This window comes from Streptomyces sp. NPDC002994 (assembly GCF_040611155.1).
Lineage (GTDB): Bacteria > Actinomycetota > Actinomycetes > Streptomycetales > Streptomycetaceae > Streptomyces.
The window spans coordinates 230,581-253,816 of record NZ_JBEXNQ010000004.1 but is presented as its reverse complement, the minus strand read 5'-3'; the positions used below and the strand labels follow the sequence as shown (position 1 = coordinate 253,816).

Sequence of the window (23,236 nt, the reverse complement as noted above, 5' to 3'; positions counted from 1 at the left end):
GGAACAGTCTCGGCTTCATCAGCACAGCCGGATGTCGTCAGACCGGGATCGCCCCGCCCGCCGCCGCCGGCCCGACGAGCTCTTCCAGTACGTCCTCCATGGTCACGAAGCCGATGACGGTGCCCTTGTCGCCGGTGACGGCGGCCAGGTGCGTGCCCGCGGCCCGCATGGCGGTCATGGTGTCGTCGAGCGGCGTATCGATCTCGACCCGGATCACCGGGTGCAGCGCGCCGCGCGGGAACGGCCGGGTGCGCTCGACGACGCCCAGGGCGTCCTTGATGTGCAGGTAACCCAGCACCTCGTCGCCCGGCCCAGTGACCGGCAGCCGGGAGAATCCCCAGGTCGCCGCCGCCCGCTCCAGCTGCTGCGGGGTGGTGGTGTGGTCCACGGTTACGATCCTGCTGAGCGGCACCATCACCTCACCCACCGGCCGGTTGCCCAGCTCCAGGGCGTCGCGCAGGCGCTCGCCGTCGGCCGGCGCCAGCAGACCGGCCTCGCTGGAGTCCTTGACGAGACGGGCGAGCTGGTCGTCGGTGAAGACGGACGTCACCTCGTTCTGCGGCTCCACCCTGAGCATCCGCAGCAGCACGTTGGCGAACGCGTTGATGCCGAAAATGACCGGCCGCAGAGCACGGGTCAGCGCCACCAGCGCCGGAGCCAGTGCCAGCGCGGTCGGGACCGGGGCGGCGAGTGCGATGTTCTTCGGAACCATCTCGCCGATGAGCATGTGCAGGTACGTCGCCAGCGTCAGTGCGATCACGAACGCGATCGGGTGGATCAGCGCGTCCGGCACGCCGACGGCCTGGAACGGCGGTTCCAGCAGGTGGGCGATGGCCGGCTCGGCGACCGCACCGAGGACGAGCGAGGAGATGGTGATGCCGAGCTGCGCGGAGGCCATCACGGCGGACAGGTGCTCGAGGCCCCACAGAGTGCTCTTGGCGCGGCGGCTGCCCTGGAGGGCCTGCGGTTCGATCTGGCTGCGGCGTACGGAGATGAGAGCGAACTCCGCGCCGACGAAGAACGCGTTGGTGAGGAGGGTGAGCGCGCCGATGGCGAGCTGGAGGGCGGTCATCGGGCTTCCTCCGCGATCTTCACTGCGGAAACGGACGCCGTCGCGGTCACAGAGGCCCGTGCGGGTGCGGTGATCCGGACGCGGTCCGCGCGGTGGTGCTCCACGTCGAGGACGGCGATCTTCCAGTCGTCGACGTCGAGCCGGTCGGCGGGCGCCGGAATGCGCTCCAGACGCGTCGCGATGAGCCCGGCGAGTGTCTCGTACGGGCCGTCCGGGGCGCTGAAGCCGATCTCCTGGAGCTGGTCCAGACGGACGCTGCCGTCCGCTTCCCACACCGCGTGGCCGTCCGGCGACGGGGCACCGGCCGCGAGGCCGGGCCGTTCGTCCGGGTCGTGCTCGTCACGTACCTCGCCGACGACTTCTTCGACGACGTCCTCGACCGTGGCGACCCCCGCCGTGCCGCCGTACTCGTCGATCACCACGGCCATGGTGCGGCTGCGGCGCAGCTGCTGAAGCATCCGGTCCACGGGGAGCGAATCGGGTACGAGCAGTGGCTCGGTGGTGAGCTCGGTGATCGGAGTCCGGTCCCGCTTCGTCTCGTCCAGAGCGAGTACGTCGCGGATGTGAACCGTGCCGATCACCTCGTCCAGCGTGCCCCGGTAGACGGGGAACCGGGACAGGCCGGTCGCCAGCGTGAGGTTGGCGGCGTCGGCGGCGGTGGCGCGGGCCTCCAGGGCCTGGACGTCCACGCGCGGCGTCATCACGTTCTCCGCGGTCAGCGAGCTCAGGTGCAGGGTACGGACGAACAGTTCGGCGGAGTCCTGCTCGATCGCGCCCTCGCGGGCGGAGTGCTGCGCCAGTGCGACCAGCTCCTGCGGCGTACGGGCGGACGCGAGTTCCTCGGCGGGTTCCAGGCCGAAGCGTCGCACCATGCGGTTCGCCGTGTTGTTGAGGTGGCGGATCAGCGGACCGAAGGCGGCGGTGAACGCGCGCTGCGGTCCGGCCACGACCTTGGCGACGGCCAGCGGATTGGAGATCGCCCAGTTCTTGGGAACGAGCTCCCCGACCACCATGAGCACCACGGTGGACAGGGCGACGCCGAGAAGCGTCGCGACGGTGGACACCGCCCCGGCGGGCAGCCCGGCGGCTTCCAGCGGGCCGCGCAGCAGCACGGCCAGGGACGGCTCGGCGAGCATGCCGATGACCAGCGAGGTCACCGTGATGCCCAGCTGGGCGCCGGAGAGCTGGAAGGTCAGGCGCTTGGCGGCCTTCAGGGCGCTCACCGCGCCCCGTTCACCGGCCCGCGCGGCCCGTTCCAGCTCGCCACGCTCGACCGTGGTCAGCGAGAACTCGGCCGCGACGAACAACGCGCACGCCAGGGTGAGTGCGAGAGCGAGGAGCAGAAGAAGAACTTCGATCACCGTGCCACCTCCGCCCCACGGTTCGAGAGGGCGGGAATGGCACGGCTCGTACTGGGAGGCTCACCCATTGCGGGACTGCAGCTCCTTCTTGGTTCACATGTTCCGGGCGGGACGGAGGATCCCGCCCCCCATAGTAAAGGGGGCGCAAAACGGTGCCAGGTGTCAGGTAGCGACGGTCATATCCACAGTACGGCCGGACACAGCGCGGCCCCCGGGCCGATCGATCACCCGGGGGCCGCGCCGCGCCACACCGAACATCCGCTACCGGACGACCACCTCCGCGATCTGCGGGGTGCTGCCGCCCTCGCTCCACAGCAGTCGTACGGCCGAGACCGGTTCACCGTCCACCGGGAACTCCCCGTAGCCGCCCTTGAGCGCGCCGACCGTACGCCAGTCGCCGTCCGCGGCCCGTACCTGCACGGCGCCCCGCGCGGAGCTGCCCTTCGGCTGGAGGACGGTCACTGACTGCACCTCCCGCGTCCCGCCGAGGTCGACCTGGAGTGCCTCGCCCGGCTCTGCCGCGCGTGCGGCGCGGTAGACACTCGTCACGTCTCCGTCGGCCGCCGCGCGCAGGCTGCTGCCCGTCGCCGCCGGCGGTCCGCCGGACACGGAGGCGTCCGTCGTCTCGACGGCGAACTCCCTCACGACGAGCCAGTTCGTCTGCCGCGCGGTGGCCCGCGCCCGCACGTACCGTGCCTTGGTGCCTTCCGGAGCCGTCGCCGTCACGACGGGCGTACCGGAGAACGTCGCGAGCTGTTCCCAGGAAGAGCCGTCCGACGAGTACTCCAGCACGCCGTTGCGCATGTAGTCGTTCACGCTGCCCGGCTTTCCCATGGCGAGCGAGATACGGCCGATCTCGCGTTCCTTGCGCAGGTCGACCGTCACCTGATCACCGGTGGCGGTGGCCCGGCTGCTCCAGAAGAACGTGCTGTCGTCCCCGTCGAGCATCCGCGCGATCACGTTGCCCTGGTAGGTGGGCAGGTTGGTGAGGCCCTTGACCGCGCCGCTGACGCCGAGCAGCCGGTCGTGCTCGGCGGCCGCGTCCTCGATGAACTTGTCGAGTACGCCCTCGCCCACGACGACCGGGATCTTGCGCCCGTTGAGGTCGGTGTACGTGAACGCCTTCGCCGCGGCCACGAGCCCCGGCAGTCGCTGCCGCTGGTCCCACGCCCGGGCGCCGTCTCCGTCGCGGGCCAGCTCGACCAGCCGCAGAGCCGCGCGCGTCGCGACGCCCCACGCCTCGGCGGCGTCGAGCCACGGCCCGCTGTCGTCGATGAACTCCTGCTCGGCGAGACGGTCGCGCAGCACGTCCGGAGCCTTCTGCAGGCCGTCAAGGGCGCGGTCCAGCCGGTCCGCGTCCCCGGACTCCCAGAACCGCTCGATCGAGGCGGCCAGAGCGGGTGCCTGCTGTGCGTTGATGCGGGAGCTGTAGTTGACGTCGGAGAAGATCCGCAGGGCCTTCTCGGTCTTCGCGTCGCCGCCCGCGTACTCGGAGATCGCCGTCTGCCACGACCTGACCGGATCGTAGGCCGCGTCGTTCCACGTGTAGTCGGCGACCGTCATCAGCGGGATCTTCGAGGCGTACGCCTGGTTCATCGGGTTGGCGGTGATGCCGGAGCCGAGCTCGGCGGGCATCCCTTCCTCCCGGCCGTTGTACGGACCGAGCACCAGCCGGTGGATGACGTAGTCGTTCACCGGGTAGTTGTCCCAGAGCAGGATCGGGTGCGCGAAGACATCACGCGCGGCCCTGGCCTGCGCCACCGTTATCACCGGCGCGATGACGCCGACACCGGTCCACTCGACCACCACGTCCTCGTCGAGCTGTTCGGCGAGCGCCTTTTTGTACGGGGACGGGGTGACGTTGTAGTACTCCGTCGGCACCATCTGGAGCGGCGCGGCGCCCGGGTGGGTGGCGATGAAGTCCCGGTTGACCCGGTTGAGGAGGTATGCCTGGGCGGCGCCGGCCGCGGCCGCGCCCGTCCCCCACTTGTCCTGGTCGGCCTGGCAGTTCCACTTGGTGTAACTGATGTCGTCGAGCGGGACGGCGTACGTGCGGATGCCGAGCTCCCAGACCGTCTTGAACTTGTCGGTCAGCGCCTTGATGTCGGCCTCGGAGCTGTAGCAGACACTCAGTCCCGGCGACAGCGCGTACGTGAACTCCACGTGCCGGGCGCGCGCCCTGTCGACGAGTTCCTTCATCTTCGCGAGCTGCGCGGCGGGGTACGGCTCCCGCCACCTCTCGCGCAGGTACGGGTCGTCCTTGGGCGAGTAGACGTAGATGTTCATCTTGTGCTCGCCGTAGAAGTCGAGCTGGTCGAGGCGGGCCGCGTGGGTCCACGGGATGCCGTAGAAGCCCTCGATGACGCCGCGGATCGTGGTGGTGGGCCAGTCGCGGATCTCGGCCCCCCCGACCTTCGCGCCGGGGCCCTTGCGCTCGGGCAGCAGCTGGCGCAGCGACTGGGCGGCGTAGTACGTACCGGCCGTGTCCTTGCCGGAGAGCGCGATACGGCGTTCACCGATGCCCAGGACATACCCCTCGGGTGGGAGTTGGCCGGGGCCTTCGATGTCCAGCGCGTCGAGCGCCCCGGCGGTCTGCGGGGTCTCCCCCGGGCCGCCGACGTACACGGTGAGCCGGTTCGTGACGGGGCGTTCGCCGCGTACGACCTGGTGCGCACCGGCGTCGAGGAGCGCCTGCTGAGTCACCGTCAGGGCGGCGGCATCGGCGTCGGCGCCGGCGACGAGCGTCACCGTCGAGGTGATGGTGACGCGGTCGTCGCGCTGTCGGAGGTCCTGTGGTGTCGGGGTGATGACGGGGGCGGATCTTCGGTCGGTGTCGGCCGGGGGGTCGGCGGCCACCCCGACGGCCGGAAACCCGAGCACGAGAGCGAGAGCGGAAGCGAGCATGGCGAGCGGGCGCAGGCGGAGCGTCACACGTCCTCCAGGGGTCCCGACGAAAACTGTGGGCGATCGCGCATCACAACGCCACAGAATCCTCCTGGGGCCTGACAGGCTGTCAATGGCGCGCACGTCTAATCCAGACGATTCCGCAAGTTGCCCTTGCCCATTCAACGTTGGGCCGGATAGCGGTACCCGCCCCTTGGTCCCCGCCGGGCGCGTCTCGTCCCCCATTCGGCCGCGGGATACATACATCGAGGATGCCTGGGCAGTCGGGAGGAACGGAGCGATCACGAGAGAGGCGGGAACATGACGGCAACGCCGGTGCGGATTTCGGAAGTTCCGCGGACTGAGGTCGCGATGGGCGCGCGGACCGGGACGCTTCCCGGTACGGGTGAGCTGCCGTGGATCGAGGACGCGGGGGCGGTCGCCCCGAAGGATGCCCGCAGCCTGTCAAAGGCGTTCTTCGACCAGCTTCAGGTCCTGGAGGAGGGCACGCCCGAGCACCAGTACGCCCGTAACACGCTCATCGAGATGAACCTCTCGCTGGTGCGGTTCGCCGCCGGGCGTTTCCGGGGCCGCGGTGGCGGCGGCGACATGGAGGACATCGTCCAGGTCGGCACCATCGGGCTGATCAAGGCCATCGACCGGTTCGACCTCAGCCGCGAGGTGGAGTTCGCCACCTTCGCCGTTCCCTACATCGTCGGCGAGATCAAGCGGTTCTTCCGCGACACGACCTGGGCCGTCCACGTCCCCCGGCGGCTGCAGGAGCTGCGGGTCGAGCTCGCCAAGGCCAGGGAGGAGCTGGCGGCCGCGCTGGACCGGGACCCCACCGTCAGGGAACTGGCCGGGCACCTGGAGCTCAGCGAGGACGAGATCGTCGAAGGCCTCGTGGCCGCCAACGGCTATACCGCCGGCTCCCTGGACATGCCCAACGACCCCGGTGACGACGGCCACGCCAACACGTCGCGCACCTTCGCCGACGTACTGGGCGAGACGGACCCCGCCATGGAGACGGTCGAGGACCTGCAGACCCTGGCGCCCCTGCTGGGCGAACTCGACGACCGGGAGCGGAACATCATCGAGATGCGCTTCGGCCAGGAGATGACGCAGTCCGAGATCGGAGCCGAGATCGGCATCTCGCAGATGCACGTGTCCCGCCTCCTCACCCGGACCCTCACCAAGCTCCGCGTCGGCATGCTCTGCGACGAAGCGTGAGCATCACAGCGTCACCGTCACCGTCACCGTCACGGCTCAGCGGCTGAAGACCTCGAAGGTGACCGCGGGCTTTCCGCCGAAGCGCTCCGCCGCGCGCTGCGCGTTCTGGGTGAGGAACGTACGGCAGTACGTCTCGGGGTCCTCCGTCGTCAACGCCTCGATGTACGCCCGGTGTTCGAGCAGCGAGCGTACGGAGCGCTCGAGCCCGGGCGTCGCGTCCACCGCATGGGTGGGCGTCGTGGAGCCCGCGACGGCGACCCAGCGCACCCCGTCCCAGGGTGCGAGCCCCTGCTCGGTGAGCTCGGGAAAGATCCAGCGGTTGCCGGCGTCGCCCGCCGCGTCCAGGGTGGCCCGGCCCACCGCCCGGTGGTCGGGCGTGTTCCAGGCGACGCCGCCCCAGGTGTCCCGGTGGTTGAGGGTGATGACGAGTTCGGGGCGGTGCTTGCGGATGGCGGCGGCGATGTCCCGGCGCAGCCCGGTCCCGTACTCGATCACGCCGTCCTCGTAGTCCAGGAACTCGACCGCCGAGACGCCGACAACCGCCGCACTGGCCCGCTGCTCCTGCTCGCGCAGCGGGCCGCACTTGTCCGGCTCCAGGCTGTCGATCCCGGCCTCGCCACGGGTGGCGAGCAGGTACGTCACTTCGCGGCCGCCGTCGGTCCATCCGGCGATGGCGCCGGCGCACCCGTACTCGAGATCGTCCGGGTGCGCCACCACGGCGAGGGCGCGCTGCCAGTCGGAGGGCATCGGTTGAAGCTGCTGAGGCTGGGGGGACTGCTGCGGCTGCTGTGTCGGCTCGGTTGTCATGGGCGCAGAATAAGCGGCGAACCTCCCATTCCGGTTCTACTCGCGGGCTGTTGCCGCTGGTTGCCGCGCTAGATGTCGCCGCGCGTCAGTGCGAGCAGCCGGTCCAGTACGCGCGGGCCGCCCGTCCGCAGACCGTCGTGTTCGAATTCGTCGGTGACCCAGGTGCGCAGTCCCTTGATGGTCCGCGCGGTCCGGAGCGCGTGCTCCGTGTCGACGTACAGGTCGTCGTGGTAGACGGCGGCGGCGACCGGCACCTCATTGGCCGCGAGGCGCTCGGCGTCGTACAGCACGGGCCAGTCGGTACGTTCAGCGAGCAGCTGGGCCGTCTCGCGCAGCGGGCGCAGCGCCGGGTCGCAGTCGAAGTGCCAGGGGTGGATGGTCTCGCCCGTGAAGAGCACCGGCCCTTCGCCCGCGAGCGCCTTGCCGATGTCGAACTGCGGGAACCCGGCGCGCACCCGTTCGGCCGCCCAGGCGGTGGGCCGCGCGCCCTGGGCGTAGATCGCCTCGTGCAGGACGGCGTAGAGCGGATGCGCGGCGTACGAGAGCGCGCTCTGCACGGCCTCCTGGAAGGTGTCCGAGAGCGCGGGGCCGTGCGACGTACGGGCGAAGGCGTTCTCCAGGAGGTAGTGCAGCTGGTGGCTGCCGTCGCCGGAGCCGAGCATGATGCCGAGCGACTGGAATGCCTCGGGGCTGAGGGTGTAGCCGCTCGGCAGCACGGTCTGATTCTCGGTCAGGTGCTCGGCGATCCGGCGCGCCCGCTCGACGTCCTGGGGGTAACGGGCGTAGTGGGCGGCGTTTTTGCGCTCCATGCGGGGGAACGCCGCCTGGTAGATGTCGTCCGCGTGCCCGTCGACGCTCGGCAGGCCGCCGGTGATGAGCACCGTACTCAGCCCTTCGGGGGCGGTGGCGAGGTAGTGGGTGGCGCAGAAGCCGCCGAAGCTCTGGCCGAGTACGGTCCAGGGCGCGCCGCCGGTCAGCCGGTGCCGGATCGTCTCGCAGTCGCGGACGATCGAGTCGGCGCGGAAGTGGGCGAGGTAGTCGGCCTGCTCCTGCGGGCCGCCGCACAGAGGCAGGCTCTGCCGGTTGGCGGGCGTGGAGAGCCCGGTGCCGCGCTGGTCGAGGAGCAGTACCCGGAAGTCCTGGAGTGCGCGGCCGAGCCACGCCTGGCGCCCGACGAAGCGGCGTGCGCCGAATCCCGGGCCGCCCTCCAGGTAGACCAGCCACGGCAGGTCCGCGGTGGTCCTGGAGCTCGACACGACCTCTCGCGCGAAGAGCTCGATGCGCTCCCCCGAGGGGCGGGCGTGGTCGAGGGGGACGGTGAAACGGTGGTCGGTGAGGACGGTGCCGGGCTGGCGATAGCTGGTCACAGTTACTCCCGTTCTGTTCACTTCCGCATAGTTCAGCACACCCTGGGGCGGTGACTCGTACAGTCGCGGCCCGTGTGCGCCTTGTCCCTGCCGCTTCTACCGTGGCGTACATGATCCGGTTCGAGCAGGTCGGCAAGGTGTACCCGGACGGCACGGCCGCCGTCCACGACCTGTCCTTCGAAGTGGCGGAGGGTGAGCTGGTCACCTTGGTCGGCCCTTCGGGCTGCGGGAAGACGACCACCATGATGATGGTGAACCGGCTGATCGAGCCCACTTCGGGCCGGATCCTGGTGGCCAGCGAGGACATCGCGGCCGTCGACCCGGTCAGGCTGCGCCGCCGTATCGGCTACGTCATCCAGCAGGTCGGTCTCTTCCCGCACCGCACGGTCCTCGACAACACCGCCACGGTCCCCTTCCTCACCGGCTGGAAGAAGCCGAAGGCCCGGGCGCGGGCGGCGGAGCTCCTCGACCTGGTGGGGCTCGATCCGTCCGTGTACGGGTCGCGCTACCCGGACCAGCTGTCCGGCGGGCAGCGCCAGCGGGTCGGCGTCGCCCGCGCGCTGGCGGCCGATCCGCCGGTGCTCCTGATGGACGAACCGTTCGGAGCGGTCGACCCCGTGGTGCGCGAGCGACTCCAGGACGAGTTCCTCGGTCTCCAGGCGACGGTCCGCAAGACGGTTCTGCTGGTGACGCACGACATCGAGGAAGCGGTACGGATGGGTGACCGGATCGCGGTGTACGGACAGGGGCGCATCGAGCAGTTCGACACGCCGGCGACAGTGCTCGGCGCGCCGGCCACCCCCTGTGTGGCCCGGTTCGTGGGTGCGGACCGGGGCCTGAAGCGGCTGTCCGTCACCGAGATCGAGGCCACCGACCTGGAACAGCCGCCGGTCGCCCGCCTGGACGAGCCCGCGCGGGACGCGGCGGCCCGGCTGCGCGCCGACGGTGCCCGGTGGGCCGTGGTCCTCACGGACGGGAACGAGCTGCACGGCTGGGTGTCCACCGAAGAGCTGAGCATCGCGGGACGGGGCAGCGGCGGCACGGTGGGTGACCTGGCCCGCCGGATGGAGGCCTGGGTGCCGGTGGGGGCGCCGCTCAAGCAGGCGTTCGGCGAGATGCTGCAGTACGACGCGGGGTGGGTGGCGGTGCTCGACGGCGCGAAGTTCGTCGGCGTACTCACTCCGGCGAAGCTCCACGAGGCGCTGCGCCGGTCGGTCGACGCGGACGCGCGAGGCGTACCGCGCGGCCAGGTGGCCTTCGACTCGGTGGCGGACGCGTAGCGGTCAATCACCTGTGCGCGGGGGCCTCTTGACCGGCGTGTCGGGTGACTCTAGGTTGCGGGGAAGAAAGCGCTTGCCGAGGGGCGCCGAGGAGCTCGCGTGGTGACCGGATACGAGGGAGTGCCCGGCGGTGTCGGCGTCTCGCTGCTGCGGGTGTACGACTGGCCCGCCGCCGACGGGCTGCGCGGCGGCACACCCCACCTCCACCTCACCTGCTCCGAGGGTTACTTGGTGACGGGCGGCCGGGGAGCGGTGCAGACGCTCACCGCGTCCGGCTTCCGGCAGACGCCGCTCGCCGAGGGGGCGCTGGTGTGGTTCACGCCCGGCACCATTCACCGGCTGGTCAACGACGGCGGCCTGACCATCGTCGTACTCATGCAGAACCGCGGCCTCCCCGAGGCGGGCGACGCGGTACTCACCCTGCCCCCGCCCCTGCTGGCCGACCCCGCGGCGTACCGGGCCGCGGTGACGCTGCCCGCCGGCGGCACCGAGGAGGAGCTGGCGCACGCGGCCCGGGTACGCCGCGACCTCGCCGTAGCGGGGTTCGCGGCGCTCCGCGCGGCGGCCGACGCCGGTGACCCCGGACCGCTCGCCGCGTTCCACCGGGCGGCGGCGGCTCTGGTCGGCCCGCTGACCGGCGGCTGGCGCGAGCGGTGGCGGGACGGGGCGGCTGCCGCGTCGGCCGACACCCGGGACCAGCTCGACCGGCTCGCGGACGGTGACTGCGGGTACCTCGCGCAGGCGGTCGTACGGGCGGAGCAGCCGGCGCACCTCGGAAGGTTCGGCATGTGCGGCCGCTTGGACGTCTACCCGGCGGCCTGATGCCTCAGCTGCCCGCCGGGATCAGCCTCTTGGACTCCAGGTAGCTCCGGGCGACGTCCTCGGGCAGCCTGCGCCAGCTGTCCACCTGCTCGTTGAGGGACGCCAGGTCCTTGGTCGTCAGTACGGTGTTGAGCTTGTCCAGAGCGCGCTTCACCCCGGCGGATCCGGCCCGCGACCTGTTGACCACCGGCACGATGTGGTCGGCGTTCTGGAGCTTCTTGTCGTCCTTCAGCAGCACCAGGCCGAAGTCGTCGAGGGTCGCGTCGGTCGTCGTGGTGAGGACCATCTGGTCCTGGCCGTTCTGGACGGCCTGTTTCGCCGGGGTGGTGCCGACGCCCTTGGGATCGACGGCGGTGATGTCGATGCCGTACGTCTTCTTGAGGCCGGGCTCGCAGTAGGGGCGCTGGACACACTCGTCGCCCGCCGCGAGCCGCACCGGCTGCCCGGACCTGCCCAGGTCGGAGAGGGTCTTCAGCCGGTGTTTCGCGGCGTACGACGCGGCGACGGCGAAGGCGTTCTGGTCGACGGCGCGGCCGGCGTGGAGGACGACGAGGCCGCGCGGGGCCGCCAGCGCGCGCAGGGCGGTCATGGTGGCGCCGAGGTCGGGAGAGCCGACGGGCGCGGCGTCGGCGCCGTTGGCCTTGGAGTTGAGCCAGTCGGCGAAGGTGGCGGCGTACTCGGGTACGACGTCGATCTGGCCGCTCTCCAAAGCGGGTTCGTAGATCTCACGGTTCGTTACGGACAGGATCGTCGTCGCGTACCCGGCCCGGTCGAGGAGGAGAGCGTACATCCGGGCGAGCAGGTCGCTCTCGGTGAAGCCCGCCGATCCGACGGTCAGCCGGCGGCTGTCGCCGGGCGGCGCGGTGACCTCGCCCCGGTCCTCCAGGGCGGGCCCTGTGGTGCAGGCGGTGAGGGTGAGCCCAAACGTGACGGCGGCGGCGACGCGAACGGCTTTCACGTCGCACCGCGCCTTGTCCACTGGGGCCCGAGCCGCTGTGCGACCTCGAACAGACCCTCCATCAGCAGCGCGAAACCCGCCACCAGCACGGCCCCCGCGACCACCTGCGGGGTGCTGGCGAGATTGAAGCCGGCGGTGATGATCCGGCCGAGACCGCCGCCGCCCGCGAGCGCGGCGATCGTCGCGGTGGCGACGAGCTGTACGGCGGCGATACGCACTCCGGTGAGGATGAGCGGAAGGGCGAGCGGGAGCTCGACGCGCCACAGCAGCTGGCCGCCGGTCATGCCCATCCCGCGCGCCGCCCGGACGATGTCGCGGTCGACGCCGCGCATGCCGACGTAGGCGTTGGTGAGCAGCGGCGGTACGGCGAAGAGCACCAGCGCGATGATCGTCGGCCATTCGCCGTGCCTGCCGATCGGGGTGAGCAGCAGCAGGACGAGGACGGCGAAGGTGGGGACGGCGCGACCGACGTTGGAGATGTTGACGGCGAGCGCCCCGCCCTTGCCGAGATGGCCGAGTACGAGGGCGACAGGCAGCGCGATCAGGCAGCTGAGCAGCAGGCAGACAACGGTGAGGAAGAGATGCTCGCCGAGCCGGCTCCAGATGCCGCCCTCGCCCGACCAGTTCGCGGAGCTGGTGAGCCAGTCCCAGGCCGCGCTGAGGGTGTTCACGCTCGCGCCTCCCGCATCCAGGGCGTGAGCGCCCGCTGAACGCCGAGCAGCAGGAGGTCGGCGGCGACGGCGATCACGACGCACAGGACGGACGCGGTGAGGACCTGGGCCTTGAAGTAGGCGTTCATGCCGGTGTAGATGAGGTTGCCGAGGCCGCCGTACCCGACGATCGCGCCAATGGTGACGAGGGAGACCGCCGAGACGGTGGCGATGCGCAGGCCGGCCATGGCGGCGGGGAACGCGAGGGGCAGTTCGACGGCGAGCAGCAGCCTGACGGGCCCGTAACCCATGCCGCGGGCGGCCTGCCGGGTCTCTTCGGGCACCGCGCGCAGTCCGGCGAGGATGTTGCGTACGAGCAGGGTGAGCGAGTAGAGGACGAGCCCCGCGATGACGAGCCAGGCGGAGAGCCCGTACACCGGCAGCAGCAGCGAGAACATCGCGAGCGACGGGATCGTGTAGAGGACGGTCGTCACGCCCAGCACCGGGCCCGCCGCCCCGCGCCGGCGTCGGGCGGCGACGGCGAGGGGGACGGCGAGCACGAGCCCGAGGAGGACGGAGACGACGGTCAGCTGGAGGTGCTGGAGTACGGCGTCCAGGAGGATCTCGCGGCGGGTGGACAGGTACGCGCCGCAGAGCCACTCGTTGCGCGCGAGGCAGTCGTCCGGGGGCGCGGTCACCCTTTCATTGCAGCCCGCGGCCGGGCGGGGCCGCGCGTATTGGTGGACTGTTCGGGGTGGGCTGCGCCCGGCGGCGCTCCCCTGTTCATGGCCGAACTGAAATTCCGGACATGAGCAGAGATAATGCGTCTAGTGATGTCCAAGGGGGTGGAAGAGGACAAGGCGAGGTGTGACAGTAAGGCAAGGTGTGACAACAGGCCGCATAGGGCCAGGTGGGAGCAGCCTTGATCCGCGTTCTTCTCGTCGAGGACACCCGCCTCGTGCGGGGAGCGATTGCCGCTCTTCTCTCGCGCGAAGGGGACATCGAAGTGGTCGCCGAAGCCGACGGGAATGGTGAGGTCCTCACGCGGGCGCTGATGTGCCGCCCCGATGTGGTCGTGATCGACGTCGACTGCAAGGAGGGCGAGGAACTCGCCGCGGCGGGCGAGCTGAGCGCGCGTCTCCCCGACTGCCGGATGCTGCTGATGATGGCCTCGCCGACGCCCGAGCGCCTGCGGCGCATGCTCGACCTGCACGCTGCCGGTGTCATCAGTACGAACGCCCCGGCGGACCGCCTGGTCTACGGCGTCCGCAAGCTGGTCAGAGGGCAGCGGTTCATCGACCCGGAGTTCGCGCTGGTCGCACTCGACTCGGGAGAGAACCCACTGACCCCCCGGGAAGTGGAAGTCCTGCGGATGGCCGCTGACGGCACGCCCACGAGGGACATCGCCGAGCGGCTGTCCCTGTCTGTGGGCACGGTCCGCAACCACCTGTCGGCGATCACGAACAAGGTCGGGGGACGCAACCGGATCGATGCGATCCGGATAGCTCGGGAGTCGGGCTGGGTGTGACAGCCGAAGTAAGGACCTGATCATCGCGTACATGCCATACGCCCTACGGGTGCCGGAGTCCGGACTTCAGGAAACGGCTCGGCCAGGCCCCAGTGACCGACCAGATCCCGGTAGAGCGAGGAGTCGGCCATCAGCTCCTCGTGCGTGCCCAGGCGTACCCGCGTACCGTCCATGACCATGACCCGATCGGCTCGAAGGGCCGAGCTGATGCGGTGGGCGACGACGATCAGGGTGCCCCGGCGGCGGGCGAAGGCGTCCTCGGCGATCGCCTCGGCCACCGGATCGAGGTGGCAGGTGGCCTCGTCCAGCAGGGTCAGCCGCGGCGCCGGGAGAAGGGCCCGAGCCAGAGCGATGAGCTGGCGTTCGCCGGCCGAGAGCTCACGGGGGTCCAGAGGAGCGTCGTAGCCGCCCAGGCGCTCGACGAGCGGCGCCGCGCCGACGGCGCGGACGGCCGCCTCCATGTCCGGCCGGGTGGCACCGGGTGCGAGGTAGGTGAGGTTCTCCTCCAGCGTGCCGGTGAATACGTACGCCTCCTGCGGGATCAGCACGCGGTGGCGGGCCAGGTCGTCGCCGCCCAGCGCCCGGACCGGCACGTCATCGAGGCGCACCTGCCCGGCCTGCGGTTCGAGCACCCCTGCGATCAGCGCGGCGAGGGTCGACTTTCCCGCGCCGCTGGGGCCGACCACGGCCAGGTGTTCGCCCGGGCGCAGTACGAGGTCGAGGTCGCGGATCACCGGTTCCGCGGACCGTGCGTAGCCGAAGGTGAGGCCGCGAATCTCCACGAGTCCGGGTCCGCGCAGCCGCCGTGGCACGAGCCCCGCCGGCGGGCCGGTAACGGCGGCCACCGGCTCCGGTGCGTCGTCGGCGTTTTCGGTCCCCCCGGCGTTGTCGGCGTCCTCCGCGCCCTCGGGGTCCTCCCCGACCTCGGCCATCCGTCCCACCGTGACCAAAAGCCACAGTCCGCTGCTGCCGAGTCCCTGGACGAAGCCCTGCAGGGCCGGTTGCAGGCCCTGCGACACGTACGTCACCGCGCCCAGGATCGCCCCTGCCGTCACGCCGTTGCGCACCAGCCAGGGCGCTCCCAGCAGGATGAGGAAGAGGGGCACCCAGCCGCTGATTCCCAGGGCGGCAGTCCGGACCGCGGTGAGCCGCGCCAGCGACACAGTCGCCCGCCTCGCGGCGTCGACCTGTGCACCGGTCTCTGCTCGTACGCGCTCTTCGGCGCCGCAGGCGACCACGTCCCGCAGCCCGGCCGTCATGGCGCTCGTGGTCTCGGCGATGCGCTCGTCCAGCAGGATGACCGCGCGCTGCCGTGCGGCCATCGCCGGCAGCGCCGCGACGAACAGGGCGAGCCCGAGCAGCAGCGGGGGCAGGACGAGGAGGAGCAGTGCGGGATCGAGGCTGGCCATGCCCAGCAGGACGCCCACAGACGTGACGACAAAGCCCTGTATGAACAGGACGACCGCACCGTAGGCGTCGCGGGCCCGCTCCACATGCTCGGTGAGCCGTGCCACGCCGGCGGTGTCGGCCGGCTCCCCCAGCCGGGCGGACCGGTGCAGGGTGCCCGTGGTCACGAGGGTGACGAGCTCGTCCCGGAACGGTTCGATGAGCGCGGCGAGCCCCAGCATGGCGTGCCGGGTTCCCCACGCTCCGACGACGAAGGCGACCGCCAGTACCCCCAGCCAGAGGAGGCCGGTGACGGGCCGGTCGGCGAGGAATCCCCGGTCGACGGCGCGGGCCACGACCCACCCGGACAGGAAGGCCGGTACGGCCTGCACCAGCGACCAGCCCACGAGCCGCAAGTACGCCCGGCGGCGACGACTCAGCGACGAGCGCAGGATCTGCAGGGACCGCCGGTTCACCGCACACCCCCCGCGCCCGCGCCCACGCCGGCCACCGGCTCGGAGCGGGCGGGGGAAACCGGCTGGAACGCGGCCCGGTAGCCGGGATCCGCCCACAACTCGCGGTGCGTCCCCAGCCCGCGGACTCCGCCGTCGGCGAGCCAGACCACGACTTCCGCCCGGTCCGCGGTGGAGGCCCGGTGCGTCACGATGAGGCGCGTACGGTCGGCGAGCGCGCCAGTGAGCACCTGGCTGATGTGGTGCTCGGTCACGGTGTCCAGGCTGGCTGCCACGTCGTCGAGGATGAGCACCCGACCGGCCTGGACGAACGCGCGCGCCAGCCCGACCCGTTGCGCCTCCCCGCCGGAGACGGGGGTGTCGGCGACGCGACTGTCGTAACCCGACGGCATGTGCTGGATGAACGCGTCGGCCCGGGCGGCTTCGGCCTGCGCCGACACCTCGTCCGCGGAGGGGGTCCGTGGTCCGAACCCGATCGCGTCGGCGAAGGTCTCGCCGAGCAGCACGGGGCGTTCGAAGCCGTACGCCACGGCCTGGCGGAGCTCGCCCCGCGCGAGGCGGCGCAACGGCACCCCGTCGAGCAGCACGTCACCTTCGTCCGGATCGACGAGGCGCCCGGCCAGCGCGGCGAGCAGCGACTTGCCCGCTCCGGAGTTGCCCACCACGGCGACCAGAGCGCCTCCCGGGAGGGCCAGATCGAGGTCCTTGAGGACAGGGCCGCCCGCCCCCTGTACGGTCACCCGCCGGAACTCCAGCCGCCCGGAGCCGCCTTCGGGAAGTCGCTCATGCCCGTACACGACGGGTGGTTCGGCGACCACCTCGGCGATCCGCCCGGCCGTCGCGCGGGCCTGGGCCAGCTGGTTCAGCGACGACATCACGCCGCCGAGGCCGGCCGCCATGACGACGTACTCACTCGCCGCGAGCACGTCTCCCGGCGTGATACGCCCCTGTGCGAGCCCCAGTCCGGCCACTGCGAGGACGGCTACCACCAGCAGGGGAACGACGAGATCTCCGCGCGCCGAGATCCGCGCGATCGCGTTCCACATGCCCATTCCGTGCCGGTGCAGTTCGGGAAGGGGCGCGAGGACCCGTTGCGCCTCACGGTCGACGGTTCCTGCCGCGGTGATCGTCCGGATTCCGCCCAGGGCGTCGGTGAGCCGTGCGGCGATGGTGCCCTGCACGCGGAAGTAGCCCTCGTTCGCGTCGGAGATGCCACGGAGGAAGGCCCTCACGATGAGGACCACGAGGGGCATCCCCACCAGGAAGGTGAGGCACAGCCAGTAGTCGATGAACGCCAGGGCGACGATCGCTCCGATCGGCGGGACGAGGCCCATGACCACCCATACCAGGCCCGACGCGATGTTCCCGGTCCTGGCGGAGTTGCCGACCAGGCGGCTCACCAGGTCTCCCGGTGTGAACCTGCGGGTGGCACGCGTGCCGAGCGCGAGCACATGCCCCAGCAGCGTATGCCGCAGCCACGCGGTCGACCTGGCTTCTGCCGCCTGCCCCACGAGATCGTCCACGGCGTCGCAGGCCACCAGGATGAAGATCAACGCGCCGCTCAGGGCCAGCCACCGGGCCACGTCGCCGTCGCTCAGGACGGCGTCGAGCGTACGGCCCATGACGGCCGGCAGCGCCAGAGTAGCGCCGGTGAGCAGCAACGATGTGGCCGCCGTGACGCCCACCCAGACACCGCCTCGGCGGGCTGACGCCAGCAGAAGTCGGTCCGCCGCGCGGAGGCTCATGGCTCCTCCCAGCCGTCCCGGTCGCGCTCGGTACCGAGCGGCGCGCCTGCGCCGTGGTGAAAACCTCGGGTCCGTGCGAGACCGGGATACGGGTTGGGCGGGGACGCACGAGGCGCCCCCGCATTCGACGGTTACTTGCCGCTACAAAGCAACAGGCTGACGTTGCTCGCGCCGCCGGCGCAAAGCGTCACACTGAAGTTGCTGTGCCTCTTCTTGCCGCCGCCGCCGTAGCTGACATCCGGCTCAAGGCTCTGCAGTTCCAGGAGTGTCATCGAGGTTCACCTCCTCCCTGACCTCGTGGGGACGAAGGGGTTTGTGACCGTGCGGCGTGTCCGTCGCTGGGAGCGAGGAACGGCAGCCGCACGGGGCTGTTGTGAAGGACGGAGCCGACGGCGAGCAGGACGCCCGCGCTGCCGGTCGCGAGGTCGGTGGAGAGCCGCATCAGCTGTTCGCCCGGGAAGGCCAGGTGACCCTCGTAGGTGAGCGCGTGCCGTGACAGACGGCGCACATGCTCGGCAACCACCGGGTCACGCTCTGCGGCTGTGCCGGGAGGATGCGGCCGGCTGAGGGTCAGGATCATCCCCGCCATGCCTGCGAAGAGCCCGGACTGGATGAAGAATTGTTCCGTGGCCGCCCTGCGAATCGCGGCGGCCGCCTCGCGGAACCGGTCGTCCTGACGGTGGGCGAGGTAGTCCTCGAGCACCAGGCCGATGCCCGCGCTGCCGTTGCCGAGGTACGGCAAGGTCCGCCAGCCCTCGTCGACTTCCATCGCCCCGCTCGCCCGGACGATACAACGGTCCAGGTCCTGGCGGAGCGCCGTGGCTGCCAGGTCGAGGAACTCCGGGTCGCCGGTGTACTCGTGAAGCCGCAGGAACAACAGGGCGGGCCCCGTCGAGCCGCGCAGCAGCCCGGCGTACGCGTTCTCGTCGTCATCGTCCGCCGCCCCGTCGGCCGGTCCCAGCCGGTCGGCGACGATGCCCGCCACCGAGAACGCCGCGTCACGGAGCGCGAGGTCACCGGTGGCCGCGGCGAAGTGCTGAAGGTTCAGGCCGATTCCCGCCAGTCCCGAGCGCAGGTCGGGTCCGAGCTGCTGCCACTGCTCGCCCATGCACATGTCGAGGACCTTCATCGCCTCTTCGCGGTGGCCGAGGTGGTCGAGGACGTACGCGACACCGTGCAGGCCGTCGTAGAAGCCGAGGCGCGTGAGGGGTTCCGGGTGCAGGGCGCGGCGTACGAGCCACTCCTCGTGGTCGGGGTGGCGCCCGGCGCCGACCGCGTCGAGCGCGTACAGCACCCCGGCCGCACCGTGCGCGAGGCCCAGACCCCCACCCGGCGCGGCGAACTGCTCGATGTCGCCCGGGAAGAGCCGGTCGTCACGCTCGGGTGTCGCGGACGCCAGGATGGCGGCGGCCATGGAGTCGCGGGCGCGTATCCAGCCCTCACGGTCCGGTTCCAGCCGCTGCTGGGTGTCGGCGCCTGCCGGTGCCCCGGGGCTTTCCCCGGTGATCACTCGTACCGCGTCGTCGAAGTATCCGTGGGGCACCGGGAATGTACGGGCTGCCTCTTCGGCGAGCTGCCGCGCCTTTCCCTCGTCGAGCGGCAGCAGGCCGGTGAGCGGTATGAAAAGCGAGAGTCGCAGGCAGGCCAGGGCATAGCGGTCGATCTCGACACCGGTCCGGCCGGCCGGGACCACGAACCCGGGGGCGGCGAGGCGCTGTTCCCCTTGGTCGGCCACGTCCACCGAACCCTCGAAGTCGATCAGCACCAGTCGGCCGTCGGGGCGGACCAGCATGTTGTCCGAGTGGAGGTCGCCGACAATCAGGCCCCGCTCGTGCACGGCGGCGACGGCGCGCTCGACTTTGTCGAGCATGTCGAGAACCCATGCGGTGTAGGCGGCGGTGTCCGCGTCGTCGGTTTCCGGAAGCACGAGGGGGCATTTGTCGACGAAGAGGCTGTTGAGCGTCTGCCCTTCGACGAACTCCTCCACCAGGAAGTGGTGTTCCCCCAGTACGAAGTGGTCGAGCAGGGCGGGCACACAATCGAGCCCGCTCAATCGCTCGAGGGCTTCCCGCTCACGGCGTTGCCTGGTGACCGCGTCGGCGCGGTCCAGGGTGAGCCCCGCGTACGGCCGGGCCTCCTTGAGCACGACTCGCTGTCCTGTCCGTACGTCCTGACCGGTGTAGAGGCCACCGCCGTTGGAGAAGTGCAGGGCGCTCTCGATGCGGTACGGCAGATCACCGACGGTCATGTTGTTGCGTGCGGCGAGGTGGGGTTCGAGAAAGCGGGGCATCGTCACCCAGTCCGGCACCCGGAACGTGGGTCCGCGCACGTCGGGCACGAGCCGGCCTGACTCGTCCTCGATCGCCGGCACCGGCTCCCCCTCCGGCGATACGCAGGTCCGGTAGGTGAAACCGCCGTACCTGACGTACAGCGGACCGGAGCCCCAGCGCAGGTCGCTGAGGATGTACGGGCCGGGCCGGCCGTCCAGGACGGCGCCCAGCTCGCGGAGGACCACCTCGAGCTGGGCCTCGTCGGCCGGATAGATCGTCAGGAACTTGCCGCTCGATCCGCGGGGGGCGTACTTCCCGTTCGCGAGGAGGAGGTCGTCCTCGCTGGGGAGGAACTTGAAGGCGATCCGGCGGGCGACGCAGTAGTCCCATACGTCGTCGAGGATGTCCCGGGCGTTGTCGAGGCACGCCGACACATGGATCTTCCAGCCCTGCGGGGGCAGCTCGGCGCCCTCCGGACCGAGCACCACCCACTCGCCCAGTTCGGCGCGCAGCCACCCGTCGGGAGCCGGACATCGCGTCCGCTCGAAGTCTGCTCTGTCCCCTTGCGCGCTGGTAGGCGTGTCGTAAAAGTGGGGATCCATGAGGCAATAGGCCTCGTAGCGCATATCCACGGGAGTCTCCGTCGTGGGCTCGGTGTCCCTGAGGCAGATCCGTTGCTCTGTGGCCTGGCTGGAAATCTGGGCGCTTGTCGGGAATATTCGCTCTGATCACTAGCGAGGATTCCAGAGTTGCCCGCCACGAAACACCACCCTTTGTCACGCATGCGGCGTGAGAACGTCACGTCGGGGCCGGTAAAAACGCCGGCCAGGGCGTATCGGCCCTGGCCGGCGGCACACCGCTCACTCGCCGCGCTGTTACGGCGCCATCTCGTACGCCCCGGACAGCGCCTCCACGCGCTGCCAGACCCGGGCCGCGCGGGCGTCGTCGACGACCGGGCGCCGGACCGCGCCCAGGGCCCAGTTCTGCTGCTGCTCGGTAGCGGAATCCTTGCCGTACAGCTCGACGGCGTACGAGGAGAAGTCGCGTACCAGGACGGCGAACAGCTCGTCGAGCACGTCCTCGTCCAGGCCGGTCAGGCGCGCCTGCTCCAGGATCAGCTGGCCGTGAACCACCAGCGCGAACAACTGGCCGACGGCGAGGAGAAGGTCCAGGTCTCGGCTCTGCTGCTCGTCGGGGGCGGCGGTGGTGACGAACTCGCACAGGGCGTCCGCCTGTTCCCGGAAGCGGCCGACGTTGGGCACATCGGCGTACGCGTCATAGGCGGGGCGCCAGTCGTGGAAGCGTACGGATCCCAGGCCACGGGCCGGCCCCTGACGGAAGAGGAACGCGTCGTCGGCCGCGTCCAGTCGGGTGGGCACGGGCGCGTACTCGGCCGGACGCAGCAGGTGGTTGGCCATGAACTTGAGGATCAGCGCGAGGTTGACGTGGACCGTGCCCTCCAGCTTCGGCAACCCCCGGATCTCCTCGGCGGCCTGGGAGAAGTACGTGTCCTTCTCGAAGCCCTTGGCGGCGATGACGTCCCACATGAGGTCGATGACCTTCTCGCCCTCCGTGGTCACCTTCATCTTCGTCATCGGGTTGAACAGCAGGTACCGGCGGTCGTCGGGGCCGGCGGAGCGGAAGTAGTCGACGGCGCGGGCGCTGAACAGCTTCATCCCGACGAGGCGTACGTACGCGTCGGTCAACTCGCGGCGCACGTGCGGGAAGGCGGTGACGGGGCGACCGTAGAGGATCCTGTTGTGCGCGTGGGTGACGGCCTCGTACATCGCGTGCTCGCAGATGCCGATCGAGGCGGTGCACAGGTTGAACTTGCCGACGTTGACGGTGTTGAGGGCGGCGTCGAAGGCGGCGCGGCCGGTGTGCAGCACGTCGTCGGGACCGACGGGGTAGTCGTCGAGGCGGAACTCACTGACGTACTTCGACGAGTCGACGACGTTCTTCACGAGGTGGTACGCCGGGTGGCGGCTGTCGGCGGCGAAGAAGACGTAGCCGTCGGGGCCTTCGACGTCGGTGCGGCGGCCGAAGACGGAGACCAGGGCGGCGGCGTTGCCATTGCCGATGTAGTACTTCGAACCGCTCGCCCGGAAGCCGCCGTCACCGTCGGGCTCCAGCAGCATGTCGGTGGAGTAGATGTCGGCGCCGTGGGTCTTCTCGGACAGGCCGAAGGCAAACACCTCGCCCTGGGAGAGGAGTTCGGCCGCGCGGGTTCGAGCGGCGGCGTTGTCGCTCTGCCAGACCGGGCCGAGACCGAGGATGGTGACCTGCCACGCGTACCAGTAGTCGAGCCCGTAGAAGCCGAAGATCTCGTTGAGCGCGGCGATCCGGGCGGTGTCCCAGCGCGTGTCCTGCTCCGGCTGCCCTTCGGAAGCGGAGGCGGAGGCGGGCGTGAGGAAGGCGGCGAAGAGGCCTTCCTTGGCCGAGAACGCGAGGAAGTCCCCGAGCCAGGCACGGGAGCGGTAGTCGTCCATCAGCTTGCGCTTGCCGCGGTCCTCGAACCAGTCGACGGTGGCACGCAGCAGCCTGCGGGTCTCGGGGTCGAAGTGCGCCGGGTCGTAGGTGCGCGGGTTGAACAGCAACGGGTCAGCCATGGATGTTCGCCTTCCGGCTTGAGGGTGAGGTGGTGGGAGGTCAGGGGTGATGGCGCGTCAGCGCCGGGTGCCCAGTCGGTGGAGGGTGGCGAGTACGTCGTCGAGCCAGGCGAGCATCATCCGCTCGTACGCGATGCCGCCGCGCAGCACCACATGCTGAAGCTCCCGCCCGGCACCGGGCTCGCTGCCCGCGGTGGCCTCGGGTCCGGTGAAGTCCCGCCGCTCCCCCGCGAGATAGTGCGCGAGCCGGTCGGTGTGCGCCCCGTGGTGCCGCTCGACCTCGCGGATCAGCGCGGCCGGGTCGTCGAAGGCCGCGCCGCGGATCTTCACGGCGAGGTCGTGCCGGACGCTCTCGGGTTCGATCGGCTCGTGCAGCCACTGGGACAGGGCGGCCCGGCCGAGGGCTGCGACGGAGTACTCCTTCTTGTCCGGCCGGGCCTGCTGCGGTACGTCGCGAACGTCGATCCAGCCGTCGCTCTCCATGCGCTTGAGCACGCGGTAGATCTGCTGATGCGTGGCGTTCCAGAAGTAACCGATGGACCGCTCGAACCGCCGGGCCAGCTCATAGCCGGAGCCCGGCTGCTCCAGCAGGGAAACGAGGATCGCGTGTTCGAGCGCCATGCCCCGATCCTTCTATGCAACTCGTTGCATAGACAAGCGCCACCGCGCTGGTGAGACACGGCTCACCCGTCGCGCGAATGGCCCTCGGCACCACGAAGGTCTGCGCACCACCTAGGCGCGGGAGGCCGCGCGGGAGTACAAATAACAATGTGGTCGATCGTTTCACCCCGTACC

At 70.6% G+C, this 23,236-nt stretch carries 18 protein-coding genes; 4 read left to right on the top strand and 14 right to left on the bottom strand.

The window, feature by feature from the left end:
* Positions 1-37 precede the first annotated feature (37 nt).
* The 3 genes from ABZX79_RS06745 to ABZX79_RS06735 form a co-directional block, all read right to left on the bottom strand.
* Positions 38-1,072, bottom strand: a complete 1,035-nt coding sequence (locus ABZX79_RS06745) for a hemolysin family protein (RefSeq protein WP_355252686.1) — start codon at positions 1,070-1,072, stop codon at positions 38-40.
* Positions 1,069-2,433 carry a hemolysin family protein gene (locus ABZX79_RS06740; protein ID WP_355252683.1) on the bottom strand — a complete coding sequence of 455 codons (1,365 nt, stop codon included), beginning with the start codon at positions 2,431-2,433 and terminating at the stop codon, positions 1,069-1,071. The genes ABZX79_RS06745 and ABZX79_RS06740 overlap by 4 nt, the downstream gene beginning before the upstream one ends.
* A gap of 261 nt (positions 2,434-2,694) precedes the next feature.
* Positions 2,695-5,364: a beta-N-acetylglucosaminidase domain-containing protein gene (locus tag ABZX79_RS06735; RefSeq protein WP_355252680.1), complete on the bottom strand. Its 2,670-nt coding sequence runs from the start codon at positions 5,362-5,364 to the stop codon at positions 2,695-2,697.
* Positions 5,365-5,688: 324 nt separating this feature from the next.
* Between ABZX79_RS06735 and ABZX79_RS06730 the strand changes: the two genes are divergently transcribed.
* Positions 5,689-6,546 (top strand): SigB/SigF/SigG family RNA polymerase sigma factor, encoded by an 858-nt coding sequence (locus tag ABZX79_RS06730; RefSeq protein ID WP_355252937.1) that lies wholly within the window; start codon positions 5,689-5,691, stop codon positions 6,544-6,546.
* A gap of 36 nt (positions 6,547-6,582) precedes the next feature.
* Here ABZX79_RS06730 and ABZX79_RS06725 read toward each other — a convergent pair whose 3' ends face one another.
* Both ABZX79_RS06725 and ABZX79_RS06720 read right to left on the bottom strand, forming a co-directional pair.
* Positions 6,583-7,353, bottom strand: a complete 771-nt coding sequence (locus ABZX79_RS06725) for a PIG-L deacetylase family protein (protein WP_355252678.1) — start codon at positions 7,351-7,353, stop codon at positions 6,583-6,585.
* A gap of 68 nt (positions 7,354-7,421) precedes the next feature.
* Positions 7,422-8,720 (bottom strand): alpha/beta fold hydrolase, encoded by a 1,299-nt coding sequence (locus tag ABZX79_RS06720; RefSeq protein ID WP_355252675.1) that lies wholly within the window; start codon positions 8,718-8,720, stop codon positions 7,422-7,424.
* 110 nt (positions 8,721-8,830) lie between these two features.
* Here ABZX79_RS06720 and ABZX79_RS06715 point away from each other — a divergent pair, with 110 nt between their 5' ends.
* Both ABZX79_RS06715 and ABZX79_RS06710 read left to right on the top strand, forming a co-directional pair.
* Positions 8,831-10,000, top strand: coding sequence for a betaine/proline/choline family ABC transporter ATP-binding protein (locus ABZX79_RS06715; protein ID WP_355252672.1), 1,170 nt, complete (start codon positions 8,831-8,833; stop codon positions 9,998-10,000).
* A 102-nt stretch (positions 10,001-10,102) separates the two neighbouring features.
* Positions 10,103-10,822, top strand: coding sequence for a cupin (locus tag ABZX79_RS06710; protein ID WP_355252669.1), 720 nt, complete (start codon positions 10,103-10,105; stop codon positions 10,820-10,822).
* A 4-nt stretch (positions 10,823-10,826) separates the two neighbouring features.
* On the opposite strand, the gene ABZX79_RS06705 is transcribed toward ABZX79_RS06710, so the two are convergent.
* From ABZX79_RS06705 to ABZX79_RS06695, 3 genes are read right to left on the bottom strand one after another with little or no spacing between them, the layout of a single operon-like run.
* Positions 10,827-11,780, bottom strand: a complete 954-nt coding sequence (locus tag ABZX79_RS06705; RefSeq protein WP_355252666.1) for an ABC transporter substrate-binding protein — start codon at positions 11,778-11,780, stop codon at positions 10,827-10,829.
* Complete coding sequence (locus ABZX79_RS06700; protein WP_355252663.1) at positions 11,777-12,451, bottom strand: ABC transporter permease; 675 nt, start codon at positions 12,449-12,451, stop codon at positions 11,777-11,779. The genes ABZX79_RS06705 and ABZX79_RS06700 overlap by 4 nt, the downstream gene beginning before the upstream one ends.
* Positions 12,448-13,128, bottom strand: a complete 681-nt coding sequence (locus ABZX79_RS06695) for an ABC transporter permease (protein ID WP_355252660.1) — start codon at positions 13,126-13,128, stop codon at positions 12,448-12,450. The genes ABZX79_RS06700 and ABZX79_RS06695 overlap by 4 nt, the downstream gene beginning before the upstream one ends.
* 224 nt (positions 13,129-13,352) lie before the next feature.
* Here ABZX79_RS06695 and ABZX79_RS06690 point away from each other — a divergent pair, with 224 nt between their 5' ends.
* The gene (locus tag ABZX79_RS06690; protein ID WP_355252657.1) at positions 13,353-13,958 is read left to right on the top strand and encodes a response regulator transcription factor; all 606 of its coding nucleotides are present in this window, start codon (positions 13,353-13,355) and stop codon (positions 13,956-13,958) included.
* 20 nt (positions 13,959-13,978) lie between these two features.
* Here the strand turns inward: ABZX79_RS06690 and ABZX79_RS06685 are convergent, their stop codons facing one another.
* From ABZX79_RS06685 to ABZX79_RS06660, 6 genes are all read right to left on the bottom strand, one after another.
* Positions 13,979-15,820 carry an ABC transporter ATP-binding protein gene (locus ABZX79_RS06685; protein ID WP_355252654.1) on the bottom strand — a complete coding sequence of 614 codons (1,842 nt, stop codon included), beginning with the start codon at positions 15,818-15,820 and terminating at the stop codon, positions 13,979-13,981.
* On the bottom strand, positions 15,817-17,562 hold the full coding sequence (locus ABZX79_RS06680; RefSeq protein ID WP_355252651.1) for an ABC transporter ATP-binding protein: 1,746 nt from the start codon (positions 17,560-17,562) through the stop codon (positions 15,817-15,819). Before ABZX79_RS06680 ends, ABZX79_RS06685 begins: the two co-directional genes overlap by 4 nt.
* 131 nt (positions 17,563-17,693) lie before the next feature.
* Positions 17,694-17,834, bottom strand: coding sequence for a SapB/AmfS family lanthipeptide (locus ABZX79_RS06675; protein WP_355252648.1), 141 nt, complete (start codon positions 17,832-17,834; stop codon positions 17,694-17,696).
* On the bottom strand, positions 17,831-20,458 hold the full coding sequence (lanKC, locus tag ABZX79_RS06670) for a class III lanthionine synthetase LanKC (protein ID WP_355252934.1): 2,628 nt from the start codon (positions 20,456-20,458) through the stop codon (positions 17,831-17,833). Before lanKC ends, ABZX79_RS06675 begins: the two co-directional genes overlap by 4 nt.
* Before the next feature lie 249 nt (positions 20,459-20,707).
* Positions 20,708-22,441, bottom strand: coding sequence for an acyl-CoA dehydrogenase family protein (locus tag ABZX79_RS06665; protein WP_355252646.1), 1,734 nt, complete (start codon positions 22,439-22,441; stop codon positions 20,708-20,710).
* A 57-nt stretch (positions 22,442-22,498) separates the two neighbouring features.
* Positions 22,499-23,062 (bottom strand): PadR family transcriptional regulator, encoded by a 564-nt coding sequence (locus ABZX79_RS06660; protein ID WP_355252644.1) that lies wholly within the window; start codon positions 23,060-23,062, stop codon positions 22,499-22,501.
* Positions 23,063-23,236: the final 174 nt, after the last annotated feature.